13 protein-coding genes are annotated in these 12,743 nt (G+C 69.0%); 9 read left to right on the top strand and 4 right to left on the bottom strand.

Features of this window, described 5'->3' with window-relative positions; translation table 11 throughout:
- Nucleotides 1–8: 8 nt before the first annotated feature.
- From ACZ3HL_RS18695 to ACZ3HL_RS18725, 7 genes are read left to right on the top strand one after another with little or no spacing between them, the layout of a single operon-like run.
- Nucleotides 9–1,355 carry an NAD(P)/FAD-dependent oxidoreductase gene (locus ACZ3HL_RS18695; protein ID WP_465532473.1) on the top strand — a complete coding sequence of 449 codons (1,347 nt, stop codon included), beginning with the start codon at nucleotides 9–11 and terminating at the stop codon, nucleotides 1,353–1,355.
- A gap of 52 nt (nucleotides 1,356–1,407) precedes the next feature.
- Nucleotides 1,408–2,802, top strand: a complete 1,395-nt coding sequence (locus tag ACZ3HL_RS18700) for a flavin monoamine oxidase family protein (RefSeq protein ID WP_465532475.1) — start codon at nucleotides 1,408–1,410, stop codon at nucleotides 2,800–2,802.
- On the top strand, nucleotides 2,799–3,503 hold the full coding sequence (locus ACZ3HL_RS18705) for a transporter (protein ID WP_465532477.1): 705 nt from the start codon (nucleotides 2,799–2,801) through the stop codon (nucleotides 3,501–3,503). The genes ACZ3HL_RS18700 and ACZ3HL_RS18705 overlap by 4 nt, the downstream gene beginning before the upstream one ends.
- The gene (locus tag ACZ3HL_RS18710; RefSeq protein ID WP_465532479.1) at nucleotides 3,500–4,858 is read left to right on the top strand and encodes an NAD-dependent succinate-semialdehyde dehydrogenase; all 1,359 of its coding nucleotides are present in this window, start codon (nucleotides 3,500–3,502) and stop codon (nucleotides 4,856–4,858) included. The genes ACZ3HL_RS18705 and ACZ3HL_RS18710 overlap by 4 nt, the downstream gene beginning before the upstream one ends.
- Before the next feature lie 27 nt (nucleotides 4,859–4,885).
- The gene (locus ACZ3HL_RS18715; protein WP_465532481.1) at nucleotides 4,886–6,001 is read left to right on the top strand and encodes a Zn-dependent alcohol dehydrogenase; all 1,116 of its coding nucleotides are present in this window, start codon (nucleotides 4,886–4,888) and stop codon (nucleotides 5,999–6,001) included.
- Between the two features lie 17 nt (nucleotides 6,002–6,018).
- The gene (locus ACZ3HL_RS18720) at nucleotides 6,019–7,275 is read left to right on the top strand and encodes an aspartate aminotransferase family protein (protein ID WP_465532483.1); all 1,257 of its coding nucleotides are present in this window, start codon (nucleotides 6,019–6,021) and stop codon (nucleotides 7,273–7,275) included.
- Nucleotides 7,276–7,335: 60 nt separating this feature from the next.
- Nucleotides 7,336–7,629 carry a DUF1330 domain-containing protein gene (locus ACZ3HL_RS18725; RefSeq protein WP_465414964.1) on the top strand — a complete coding sequence of 98 codons (294 nt, stop codon included), beginning with the start codon at nucleotides 7,336–7,338 and terminating at the stop codon, nucleotides 7,627–7,629.
- Nucleotides 7,630–7,670: 41 nt separating this feature from the next.
- Here ACZ3HL_RS18725 and ACZ3HL_RS18730 read toward each other — a convergent pair whose 3' ends face one another.
- Nucleotides 7,671–7,931, bottom strand: coding sequence for a hypothetical protein (locus ACZ3HL_RS18730; RefSeq protein ID WP_465532485.1), 261 nt, complete (start codon nucleotides 7,929–7,931; stop codon nucleotides 7,671–7,673).
- A gap of 746 nt (nucleotides 7,932–8,677) precedes the next feature.
- Here ACZ3HL_RS18730 and ACZ3HL_RS18735 point away from each other — a divergent pair.
- Both ACZ3HL_RS18735 and ACZ3HL_RS18740 read left to right on the top strand, forming a co-directional pair.
- On the top strand, nucleotides 8,678–9,010 hold the full coding sequence (locus ACZ3HL_RS18735) for a MerR family transcriptional regulator (RefSeq protein ID WP_465414968.1): 333 nt from the start codon (nucleotides 8,678–8,680) through the stop codon (nucleotides 9,008–9,010).
- Between the two features lie 125 nt (nucleotides 9,011–9,135).
- Complete coding sequence (locus ACZ3HL_RS18740; protein WP_465414970.1) at nucleotides 9,136–9,690, top strand: dihydrofolate reductase family protein; 555 nt, start codon at nucleotides 9,136–9,138, stop codon at nucleotides 9,688–9,690.
- A 1-nt stretch (nucleotide 9,691) separates the two neighbouring features.
- Here the strand turns inward: ACZ3HL_RS18740 and ACZ3HL_RS18745 are convergent, their stop codons facing one another.
- From ACZ3HL_RS18745 to ACZ3HL_RS18755, 3 genes are all read right to left on the bottom strand, one after another.
- A complete protein-coding gene (locus ACZ3HL_RS18745; protein ID WP_465532486.1) occupies nucleotides 9,692–10,525 on the bottom strand; it encodes an SCO6745 family protein in 834 nt (277 codons plus the stop codon).
- A gap of 91 nt (nucleotides 10,526–10,616) precedes the next feature.
- Complete coding sequence (locus ACZ3HL_RS18750) at nucleotides 10,617–11,342, bottom strand: dienelactone hydrolase family protein (RefSeq protein ID WP_465532488.1); 726 nt, start codon at nucleotides 11,340–11,342, stop codon at nucleotides 10,617–10,619.
- 169 nt (nucleotides 11,343–11,511) lie between these two features.
- Nucleotides 11,512–12,720: an amidohydrolase family protein gene (locus tag ACZ3HL_RS18755; protein ID WP_465532490.1), complete on the bottom strand. Its 1,209-nt coding sequence runs from the start codon at nucleotides 12,718–12,720 to the stop codon at nucleotides 11,512–11,514.
- Nucleotides 12,721–12,743 lie beyond the last annotated feature (23 nt).

A 12,743-nucleotide genomic window follows, 5' to 3' on the forward strand; every position in this document is an offset into this window, starting at 1 on the left:
GCAACCTCATGAGGATCGACGACGTCGAGTGCAGCACCTTCAGCGGCTGGATCGACCCGCCGGCGGACCTCCTGCCGAGCCTCGACGGCGACCTCGCGTGCGATGTCGCGGTCATCGGCGGGGGCATGGGCGGGATGGCGACGGCGCTGCGGCTCGCCGAGCGCGGCCAGGACGTGGTGCTGCTGGAGGCCGAGTTCTGCGGCTACGGTTCCAGTTCGCGCAACGGGGGACAGATCGCGAGCGTTCCGGGCGGCGACCTCCGGCTGCTGGGCCTCTTCTATCCCAAGAAGGTGCCCGGCATGGTGCGGCTGGCCGAGAATTCCGCGAGCTTCGTCGAAGACCTCATCAAGACCCGCGACATCGACTGCGACTACGAGCCCAACGGCCTGGCGTTCGCCGCCGTGGGACCCGGACAGATGCTTCGGACGCGTACCTTGGCGGCGATTCTCCGGCACGCCGGCGGACGCGGTCACGTCGGCACGAGCGAGGAACTCGGCATTCCCCGCTGCTTCGTCGGCGGCATGCGCGAGGCCGTGGGCGGGATGCTGAATCCCGGCAAGCTGAGCCGGGGAGTACGCGGCGCCCTGGTCTCGTCGTCGGCCCGGGTTTTCGAACGGACCAAGGTCACCGACGTGACCCGGCGCGACGGCGAGGTCGTGATCACGACGCCCGGCGGCACCGTGCGGGCGAACAAGGCGGTGCTCGCGACGAACGCCTACTCGGGGGAATGGGACATCACCCCCGAGCGTCTCTCGGTGCCGATGTGGCTCATCGAGATGGAGACCGAGCCGATCGCCCCGGAGCGTCTCGCCGCACTGGGCTGGACCAGCCGGTCGGGAGTGATCACCCAGCACCAGGTCATGGAGCACTACCGCCTCACCCCGCGCAACACCATCGTGTTCGGCGTCCGGCGCGTCGAGCGCGGCATGACCTACCCCCTTCCGGCGAAGGCCCCGGACCGGGCGCTGGTCGAAGAGCTCGCCGGCGCGTTCGCGACACGTTTCCCCACCCTCGCCGACGTCGCCGTGGAGAGGGCGTGGGGCGGCTGGATCGCGATCACCTCGTCGTGGCTGTCGATCGCCGGGCGGATCGAGGACAACGTCTACTACTCGATCGCGTGCAACGGACACGGACTGGCCCAGGCACCGTACGTCGGGTCGCTCATCGCCGACCTGATCGTGGACGGAGTGCGACACGACGATCTCGACGGCATCTGGGCGAAGAAGCCGAAGTTCCCTCCCTTCGCGATGGTCGGCCCGCGTGGCCTGCGCATGGTGTGGGCACTCGACCGCTTCACCGATCTGATCAACGGCAGCCGGCGTCGCGCCCTTCGCGCCGCTGCCCGGGTGCGCTGAACCACCACTACCTCTCGCGGCACGCGAAGCCGCGTGGGCAAAGGAGAAAAGCATGTCGAGTTCTCGTAAGGCAGGCTCCCGGGCCGCCTCGGTCGATGTCGTGGTCGTCGGTGCCGGCTTCGCCGGTCTGAGCGCCGCGGAGCGGCTCGTGAGCATGGGCCGGTCCGTCCGGGTCGTCGAAGGTCGCGACCGGGTCGGTGGCCGGTCGCTCTCCGGCGAGGTGGCCGGGGTGCGCGTCGATCTCGGCGCGACCTGGGTCTCCCGGCGACACACGGCGATCCGCGATCTCGCGAACCGGGCAGGATGCACCACGACCGACCAGTTCGACCAAGGACGCAATGTCCTGTGGGCGGCCGGCCGACGCCGCACCTACCAGGGCACGATTCCCACGGTCTCGCCGGTGGCGCTGGTCGACATGGCCCGCGTGCAGCTGGCGCTGAACAAACTCGTCGCGAGTATCGACGTCGAAGCCGCCTGGAACTCTCCCGATGCCGGCCGGTTCGACGTGATCTCGTTCGGCGAATGGCTCGACCGGAAGAACGCGCTGCCTGCCACCCGTGCGTTGATGACCATCGTCAGCAAGGTGCAGTGGGGCTGCAGTCCGGGGGACGTCTCGCTGCTGCACGCGTTGCGTTACATCCGCGCGGCGGGCGGGGTCGACCACATGCTCGACGTGGAGGGCGGCCAGCAACAGGAACGGTACGCCGAAACCACCCAGGAGATCGCGAAGCGGGTCGCTGGGAAACTCGGCGACCGCGTCGTCCTCGGCACACCGGTCCGCCGGATCTCCCAAGACGACCACGGCGTCACGGTCCGCACCGACGCGGAAGAAATCAAGGCGAAGTACGCGATCGTCACCGTCGCGCCGGCGCATCGCGCCGGGATCGACTTCCACCCGTCCCTGCCCGAGCAGGCCGAAGGGCTCGCGAAAACCTGGCGTATGGGCGTCCTGAGCAAGGCGTTCGTCGCTTACGAAAAGCCCTTCTGGCGGACCAGCGGACTTTCGGGCGAGGCACTGACCGACACCGGGACCGTGTTCATCGCCTTCGACGTTTCCCCTGACGCCAACGGGCCGGGCGTCCTGATGGCGTTCTGCGACCCCCGCGTGTTCGACGGTTTCAGCCCCGAGCATCGACGCGGCAGGGTCGTCCAGCAGCTCGTCCAGCTGTACGGCGCACAAGCGAACGCGCCCATCGACTACGTGGACCATTGCTGGGGAACGGAACCGTTCGCCCCGGGAGGCCCGAATCCCGCCGTCGCCCCGTACGCGACCACGAGCTACGGCCCCGCTCTCACCGAGCCGCACGGGCGCGTCCATTGGGCAGGCACAGAAACCGCGGGCGAGTGGGCGGGCACCATGAACGGCGCCGTCCTGACCGGTCAGCGCACCGCCGAGCGCGTCGCGGCCGCGGTGGCGCGCGAACCCCAGGAGGTGGTGGCGCGATGAAGGACGCACTCTTCCTCCTCGCCGATCTGTGGATGATCTTCGTCGGCTACTTCTTCGGCTGGAAGTTCATCCGTCGCTACGGCAACTACCTGCTCGGTCTGGAATGGATGGTCGTCGCGACCTCGGGCAGCAACTTCCTGCTCTGGTCGCTGCTCGGAGGCAGCACGGACAGCCTCCTGTACGACGTGGCGTACTTCTTCGACGCCTTCTCCCGGTCGGTCGGCATCACGCTCATCCTCGTCATGGGCCTGATGAAGGTCACCCATCGCTACAAGCCGTCCCGCACCGTCGATGTCGGCGTGTTCGCGCTCGCCACCGCGGCCGGGCTGTTCCTCCGGCAGTTCCATGGCGAAGATCCCCGCGTCGACCAGGGGGCGTTCGCCGTCGCCGCGTTCTACGTCGTGGCCAACGTCGTCACGGCCGTCTTCCTGGCGTACTTCGCCAAGCGGCTCTGGGACATCGGCGCGAAGGGGCCGGCGATCTGGACGGGACTGGTGACCGCCGCCGCGATCACCATCGCGATCACCTACGACTTCTTCCCCTTCCCGTTCGACGACGCGAACCGCACGTTCTTCTACACCGCCGCGCTGGCGACGTGGGGAACCCAGGGATTCGTCTACTTCATCGGCTATCGCGTGCTGCACAACCACAACGTCGCTTCCAGCGCGAAGACGGCGCAGGAAGCGGGTGCGTCCTCATGAAGGCGGACACACAGCGGTACGCCGTGGTCGATCCGGCTACCGACGAGCTGGTACGGGAGTATCCGTCCGCGACCGACGCGGCCATGGACCTGGCGCTCGGCGCGGCCGCGAACGCCTACCGGGAATGGTCGAACCAGACCGTGGCTCAGCGCGCCGGTCTACTGCGCGCCGTAGCCGCCCTGCACACCGCGCGCAGCGGCGAACTCGCCCGGATCGCCCACCGGGAGATGGGCAAGCCGCTGGACGAAGCCGCCGCCGAGGTCGAGTTCAGTGCGTCGATCTATTCGTTCTACGCCGCGAACGCGCACAGGTTCCTCGCCGACGAGCCCATCGAGCTGATCGAGGGGGAGGGCACGGCGTTCGTCCGCCGTCAGCCGATCGGTGTCCTGCTGGGCATCATGCCCTGGAACTATCCATACTACCAGGTCGCCCGGTTCGCAGCGCCCAACCTCGTCCTTGGCAACACCATCGTGCTCAAGCCCGCGCCGCAATGCCCGGAGTCGTCGGCTGCCCTGCAACGGATCTTCACCGACGCGGGCCTTCCCGATGGCGGCTACGTCAACGTCTACGCGACCAACGAACAGGCCGCCGGCGCCATCGCCGACCGCCGCGTGCAAGGCGTGTCCTTCACCGGTTCCGAGCGCGCCGGCGCGCGAGTCGCGGAAATCGCGGGACGGCACCTCAAGAAGGTGGTACTCGAACTGGGCGGCTCGGACCCGTTCATCGTGCTGTCGTCCGACGACCTGGACGCCACGGCCCAGGCCGCGGTGGACACTCGATTCGAGAACACCGGGCAGGCGTGCAACGCGGGCAAGCGGATCATCGTCGCCGCGGACATCCATGACGAATTCCTCGACACGTTCACGAAAAAGGTGCTCGCCAGGGCTGACGGAACGGCTCCGCTGTCCTCGGTGACGGCCGCCGAGCGCCTCGAAGCACAGGTCCAGCGGGCCGTCGACGACGGCGCGACCCTGATCTGCGAAGGGCGACGCGACGGCGCGTTCTTCCCGCCTGCTGTCCTTAGTGGACTGTCACCGGCTTCGCCGTCGGCCGCCGAGGAATTGTTCGGCCCCGTCGCGACCGTCTATCGAGTGGAATCCGAAGCCGAGGCCGTCGAATTGGCCAACAGCACCCCCTATGGGCTGGGCTCCTACGTGTACACCACGGACCCCGAACAAGCGATGCGGGTCGCCGATCGGATCGAGGCGGGCATGGTCTTCGTCAACGGCGTCGGCCTCGAAGGCCCGGAACTGCCGTTCGGCGGAGTCAAGCGGTCCGGCTTCGGCCGTGAACTCGGCCGGGCGGGGATCGACGAGTTCGCCAACAAGAAGCTCATCCGTACGGCTCGGACGTGAATCACCCTAGCCAGAGGGGAATCTGCCATGCCTGTCGAATTCGACGCCGCCGTCTTCACGACACCGGACGCTCCGCTGACCATCGAACGAGTGTCGCTGCCCGATACGCCGCCGCCCGGTGAGGTACTGGTACGGCTCAAGGCGAGCGGGGTGTGCCACAGCGACCTGCACGCGCTCGTCGGGGAATGGGAAGTGCCGGCGCCGATGATTCTCGGCCATGAGGGCGCCGGAATCATCGAGAGCGTGGGCGAAGGTGTCACGACCCTGGCGAAGGGCGACCACGTCGTCCTTTCGTGGACGCCGTCGTGCCGCCGATGCCGCTACTGCGTCAGCGGCAGGCCCGTCCTCTGTGACATGGTCAGCCGGCACTCGGCCAACCACCTGTCCTTCGATGGCCGGACTCGCGTCACGTCACCGGGCGAACAGGACGTGTACAGCTTCGCGGGACTGGGAACGTTCGGCCAGTACACCCTGGTGCCCGAATCGGCCGCCATCGCGATCCGGGACGACGCCCCGTTCGAACAGTCGGCCCTGATCGGCTGCGCTGTGACGACCGGAGTCGGAGCGGCGGTCAACACCGCGAAGGTCCGGCCGGGCGACACCGTGCTGGTTCTGGGCTGCGGCGGTGTCGGGCTGAACGCGATCCAGGGTGCCCGCCTGGTCGGCGCGCGACGGATCATCGCCGCGGACATCTCCGACCAGAAGCTCGAGCAGGCTCGCGTCTTCGGTGCGACAGAGCTGATCAACAGCGGACGGGAGAACCTCGCGGACCGGGTACGCCGGCTCACCGGCGGACGCGGTGTGGAGGTCGCCATCGAGGCGATCGGGCTGCCGCGCACCATCGAGTCGGCCTACGAGGTGCTGGCGCGAGGCGGAAGGGCCGTCGTGGCCGGGCAGGTGGCGGACGGTGTACGGATCTCGATCGATCCGTTCGTCATGTCCGATCAGGAACTTTCGCTCATCGGATCCAACTACGGCTCCAGCAAGCCCGACGTCGACTTCCCGCTGCTGGTCGATCACTACATGCACGACCGGATCGATCTCGACTCGCTGGTGACACGCGTGATCGGGCTGGCAGGCATCAACGAGGCGTTCGACGAAATGAAGCGCGGCGCCGGCATCCGCTCGGTGATCAAGTACTGAAAGGGACCGATCGTCGCATGGCTCTGGAATCGTCGCGGATCGCGTTCGAACGAGCCCGTCGCAGCGTCGGCGGTGGGGTGGGGTCGGGCCTGCGCGCCGCGATGCGTCCCCACCCGCTCTTCGTGCGAGAGGCACGAGGCGCGCACGTCTGGGATCTCGACGGCGATCGGTATGTCGACTACGTGATGGCCTGGGGGCCGCTCGTGCTCGGCCACGGCGATCCGCGCGTGCTGTCCGCGGTGTCCGCGGCCGCGGCCGGGATGCAGGTCGTCGGCACCGGTCACGCCCTCGAATACCTCGCCGCGGAAGCGGTCCTGGAAGCCGTGCCCCACGGCGAGCGGCTGCTGTGGAGCAATACCGGAACCGAAGCGGTGCAGGTCGCGCTGCGCCTCGCCCGAGCCGCGACGGGGCGGCGCCGCGTCCTCAAGTTCGCCAAGAGCTACCACGGCTGGCACGACACCGTCTACGCCGGGATGTCCGAGGACGACGGGGATCGACCTGCGCGGCCGGGCGGCAAAGGGCAGTCTCCCAGCGTTCTGGACGACCTGGTCGTGGCGCGCTTCAACGACGCACCTCTTGCCGAGCGTCTCCTGAGCGAGTCCGTCGAACGCGACATCGCCGCGGTGCTCGTCGATCCGGTGATGAGCAACGCCGGTGTCGAGGCACCCACGCCGGAGTTCCTGTCCACGCTGCGAACTTCGTGTGACCGGCACGGCGTCGTCCTCGTCTTCGACGAGGTGATCGCCGGGTTCCGGATCGCGCGTGGCGGCGCGGCCGAGAAGTACGGCGTGCTCCCGGACCTGTCCGTCTACGGAAAGGCGATGGCCGGAGGATTCACCCAGAGCGCCGTCGTCGGACGGGCGGAACTGATCGATCAGGTGACGGCGGGCGTCGTCCATGCCGGGACCTTCAACGCCAACCCGATCGCGCTCGCGGCCGTCGAAGCGACGATGCGCGTCCTCGCCGACCCGGCTGTCTACGAGACGCTCGAAGAGATCGCGTCCGAGTTCGAAGCCCTCGTCGGCGGCGCTCTCGGTTCGGTTCCCGACGGCGGCGGCTTCAACCGAGTCGGCTCGCTCCTTCAGTACGTCCCCGCGGCCGGGGCCACCGGCATCCACGGCACCGGCGGGCTCTGGACCGTGATCCTGGAAGGGATGCTGCGGCAGGGCTTCCTGTTCATGCCCTCCGGCAAGGTCTTCCTCAGCACGGCCCACACCACCGCTCATGTCGAGGCGACAGCCGAGGCGCTCGGGAACCTGCTGCGCCGGTCGTGATCTCCGGACATCGTCCCGGCGGCGGATACTTCATGTATCACTCGAACGCAGGAGGTTTCCGTGGCCAAGGGCTACTGGGTCAGTGTCTACCCCGCCATTTCCGACCCCGAGACGCTGACCGGCTACAACAAGCTGGCCGGCGTGGCCGTCCGAGCCGGAGGCGGGCGGACCCTGGCCCGTGACGGCCGGATCGTGGCCCACGAAGCCGGGGCCACGCACCGCGTCGTCCTGGTCGAGTTCGACAGCTTCGAACAGGCCGTCGCGGCATACGAGAGCGAGGCCTACCAGAAGGCGCTGACGGCCCTCCCCGACGGCGTGGAGCGCGACTTCCGCATCATCGAAGGGATCGACTGACGGACGATTCCTTGTGACACAGGCCCTGGGCTTCGCCGCGTTCAGGCGCCCAGGCGGTTGTAGATCCGGCTGGCCAGGGAGGCGGCCAGCTGGTTCAACGCGCTCCATGGCTCGCTGAGCGCGAACCGGCCGAGCAGCTCCGCCACCGCGTAGGCCTCGGCTTCCGAGAGCAACGTCGCGCGCTCGTCTCGCAGCCCTCGCTCGGCCAGGCGGGTGAGAGCTTCGGCGTACTCGTCCAGGTCACGCACCTCTGTCAGGCCGTACCGCTCGTCGAGCGAATCTCCCGCGAGGTCGTCACTCATGGCCCTGGGTGCTCCTTCTGCTGTCGTCCAACCGGCGCTACAGAAAATCTATGGTGGCCGGGGTAGACATTCAACGGCGGGTGTGTGTAATGTTCTCCTTGTACCGAGAAAGACAACGTCAAGCAGGCGCGGGAGATGACGTAACTACCCGCGAGATGTGAGATGAGCCGGTCAGGCGGTGCCGGGGCGAGCAAAAGGCCCCGGGCGCTTGGCCGGGAGCAAGATCTCAGGGCCGGGTTGTGAAGAAGGTTCGACCAGGTGGTACCGGCCCTGGCGGAAGTGCACGAAGCGGGCGGAGCACGTGCGCCCGTGAAGAACGCGTAGTTGTTAGTCGGTTAATGCAGTTGCAGGACCGGTCAGGTGGCCGGAGCCGATCAGTGAACGGGGCTCCGGGCAGTGGCCAGCGGCGTCAGCGTGCTGGGACCGATCAGTGGAAGGGTTCCCGCCGGTGTCGTCCGTAGCAGGTGAAGTGGCAGTACCCAGCAAGTGGAAAACACAGGAAAGAAGGGAACGGCAACATCATTGGATCGCCCGCAGCGGCAAGGTAGCGCCGCGCGGGTGCCGTAGTTCCATCGAGTTCGGAGGTGGTTCGCGGTCACGAATGAGCGATCCCCGCGAAGTCCGGCTTCCCAGCGGACGCGGGTGCAAGAGGCCGGCGGTCACGTCGGTTGACAATGGTGAAACCCAACCCTGAGGACCCCGGGTGCCGCGTCGGCACCCGGGGTCCTTTGTGATGTGGAGGTGGAATGATCCCTGACCAAACCGGACCGGCCTCGCCAGACGGGGCCGACAAATTCGATGACGAGCACTACCCCGCCTACACGATGGGCCGGGCCGCCGACATGCTCGGCGCCACCCAGGGCTTCCTTCGCAGCCTCGACGAGGCCGGGCTGATCACCCCGCAGCGTTCCTCCGGCGGCCATCGCCGCTACTCCCGGCACCAGCTCCGCCTGGCCGCCCGGGTGCGGGAACTGGTCGATCAGGGCACCGCCGTCGAGGCCGCCTGCCGCATCGTCACCCTCGAAGACCAGCTGCACGAAGCTCAGCGCCTCAATGCCGAACTCCGCGCCGACGACTGAAAACCGCGCCCTGTGAACGCCCTTGTCCGGATCGGGCAAGGGCGTTCGTGCGTGTGTGTCGAGACCGTCGAGCCCGCTCCGACTCCCTCCTGAAAGCGCCGGACGGGAGCGAAGGAGGCCTTGTGATGAGCAAGGTGGTGCTGGATGTGTCGATGTCGCTGGACGGCTTCACCGCCGGGCCGGACGTCCGGGCCGAAGAGCCCATGGGCGACGGCGGGGAACGGCTGCACGAATGGATGGCCGGGGAGGGCCCCGACGCCCGCGTTTTCGAGGAGGTGAACGCGCGGGTCGGGGCGGCCGTCATCGGCAGGCGCACTTTCGACCTCGGTCTGCGGCCGTGGGGCGGGACGCCGTGGCCCGGTGTCCCGAGTTTCGTGATCACCCACCGGACCAGGGAAGATCTCCTCGGCGACAACGGCGGCACGTTCGCCTTCGACGGGCTGGAGGCCTCGGTCCGGCGTGCCAAGGACGCGGCCGGGGACAAGGACGTCGTCGTGCTCGGGGCCGACGTCGCCGGGCAACTGCTGGCCGCGGGCCTGCTCGACGAGGTCCACCTCCACCTCGCCCCCGTGGTGCTGGGCCGGGGGACCTCCGTGTTCGGCGGGCGTCTTGGCGAGCTCGTGCCCCTGGGTGAACCTGTCGCGGGCGCCGCCACCCACCTGCGTTATCGCGTCCGGTGAACTACCACGGGATGGTGGCCCGGATGGCGGCCGAGACCGGTTCGAGGTCGGCGACGAGACGCTTGAGTTCGCTGGGGCTCAGGGCGTTGTAAGGCGCCTCCGCGAGCCGGTCGGTCATCGCCTCGACGCGCTCCTTGGTGGCCAGGCCGGAGTCGGTGAGCCGGCCGTCGGTGCCGATGAGGCCGCGGGCACTCATCCCGTCCACGACCGCGGCCAGCTGCGCGGTGGGGAGATGCCAGACCCGGCCGAACTCGTTCGCGGGGATGCCGGCGGACAGGGCGTGGAGCACGTGGCACTCGGTCCCGCCGATGCCTTCGGCCAGCAATGCGACGGTGTGGCCGTCGCCGCGGTGCTCGCGCAACAGGGTGGCCGCGTGCCACAGCCGCGCCACGGGCTCCTGCGGGACCGGGAGCGCTCGGACGGCGGCGAAGAGGGCGCGTCCCTCGACGGGGGCGCTGGTCGCCGCCTTCAGCAGGAGCTCGCCGGCGGGCGTGATGCGGGGGTCGTCGGCGAGGTCACCGAGGATCCGCCGCATTCCCGCGACGCACCCCCGCTCGCGGGCGGCCAGCGCCGCCTCGGGCGTGGTCAGCTCCCAGACCTTCGGGAGGTGACGTGCGACCTCGCCCGGGGCGAAGTTGTAGAAGATGGCGTGGATCACCTCGGCGGGCACCGACCGGCCGAACGGCGCGGCCCGCCCGGCGAAGTAGGCGTCCCACGGGTTGCGCAGGCCGAGCGCGATCAGGGCCTCGTCGGACTCGTCGGCGAAGTAGGGGATCAGGCCGATGGGCTCGACCAGGTCGTACATACGGCGGGCGACGGGTTCCGGGTGCGACATCGTGTCTCCTGTGGTCGTGGCGGCGCCCTCGTGGCGCCCTCTCGACCTGGCTACGAACGCCGCACCCGGAAATCGACATCGTGCCCGAGACCTACTTCAGGTGCCGGGTGATGAACCGGCCCGCCGAGTCTCCCTCGAAGTGCGGGACACCGGTGTGCCCGCCCATGTTGGCGTGCAGCGTCTTCTCCCGCGAACCGAACGCGTCGAACAGGTCGAGGGCCTGCTGCCGATCATTCCCCTCGTCGTCCCACTGCAGCAGGACCAGCAACGGGATGGTGACCTGCCGCGCCTCTTCGAGGATGCTGCGAGGCACGTAGCTCCCGGCGAACAGAACGGCGGCCGCGATCCGTGGCTCGACCAGCGCCAGCCGGGTCGCGATGGCGATCACCCCGCCCGAGAACCCGACCGGGCCGCCGATTTCGGGCAGCGCGAGGAGAGCGTCCAGGGTGGTCCGCCACTCCGGGACCGCCGTTTCGACCAGCGGGAGGACGAGCCGGTCGACGATGTCTTCGGTGACCGGTTCGCCGGCCTTCAGTACGCGCTGCAGGTCTGCGCGGGCCTCGTCGACAACGGGGAAGCGGGGCCGGTCACCGGCGCCCGGGAGTTCGATGGTGGCCGCGGCGTAACCCGTCGCCGTGCAGGCCAGGGCCCTGGCCGCGAGCCGGGGATACATCCTGCCGAGTCCGCCGGGGTGCCCCAGCAGGATCAGCGGGGCCGGTGCCGCCGATTCGGGCGTCCACAGGATTCCGGGAATGTCGCCGAGGGTGAATTCGCGCTCGAGGGCGTCTTCGAGGCGTCGTTCGGAGGTGAAGTGCATGGTCGTGCCTTTCGGGAGTGCTCGTGAAACGGCGCTCCCGGGCGACCTATCGCCCGGCCGTGACCCCTGAGGGGAGCACCCTGGTCGGAATGTCCACGGGTACCACCTCCTCGTTCGCTCGCACGGCCTCCGGCAAGTTAGCAGCGGCCACCGTCGGCGCGCCAACGGTTTACCCGAGCACCGAAAGCCCGTCCGCCACGACCACGCCGTCGTGCAGCACCGTGCGGTCCTTGCCGCGGTCCATCACCGCGCTCGTCGGGGTCTCGCCGTCCACCAGCACCAGGTCGGCGCGGTCGCCGACGGCCACCCCCGGCCGGTCGCCGATACCCGCCAGCCGCGGGACGTCGTGGCTCATGATCGACGCGCCGCCCATCGTCGCGACGGCCAGTGCCATCTCGATCAGGTCGTCGCGGCGGAAGCCGTTGGTGAAGGCCAGCTGCCAGGTGCGGTCGAGCAGGTCGCAGTTGCCGTACGGGCTCCAGTAGTCCCGCTGGCCGTCTTCGCCGAGGCCGACGCGCACGCCCGCGGTCGTGAGGTCCGCGAGCGACAGCTGACCGTCGGTGGACGGCGCGACGGTCGCCATCGCGATGTCCAGTTCGGCGAACGTGTCGATCAGGCGGCGGCTCACCGATTCCGAGATCGAGCCCAGTTCGTACGCGTGCGACATGGTCACCTTGCCGCGCATGTCCAGCGCGCGGACCCGTTCGATCACCAGGTCGGTCGAGAACACCCCGAGGTGACCGGGTTCGTGCAGGTGGATGTCCACCTCGACGCCGTACTTCTCGGCGAGCCCGAACACGACGTCGAGATGCCCCTTGGGGTCCTTGTCGAGCGAGCACGGGTCGATCCCGCCGACGACCGTGGCGCCCGAGCGCAGCGAAGCCTCCAGCACGTCCACGGTGCCGGGCTCCCGCAGGATCCCGGCCTGGGGGAACGCCATGATCTCGATGTCCGCGTGCCGGGCGAAGCGCTCCTTCGCGGCGAGGACGGCGTCGAGCTTCTCTAGCCGGCAGTCGACGTCCACCTGCGCGTACGTGCGCACGCGGGTGGTGCCGTTCGCGATCATGCGCTCCAGCGTCCCGCTGACGCGTTCGGGCAGCGGGACCTCGGCGTTCCGCCAGTTCTCGCGGTCGTTCAGCATCATCGCCCAGACACCCGGCGCACCGGTGTGGGGCCGGAACGGCAGGCCGATCCGCGTCGAGTCCAGGTGGACGTGCACGTCGCTGAACGACGGGAACAGCAGCCGCCCGCGCCCTTCGACCGTGTCCGGCGACGGCGCGGCGGCGGGATCGTGCGGCCGCACCGCGGTGATCCGGCCGTCGGCCACCTCGACGTCGCTGCGCTGTCCACCCCAGGGGCGGACGTCACGGATCAACACGGGGACACCTTTCTCGCCGGACT

It is taken from the genome of Amycolatopsis sp. NPDC000009 (assembly GCF_055563465.1).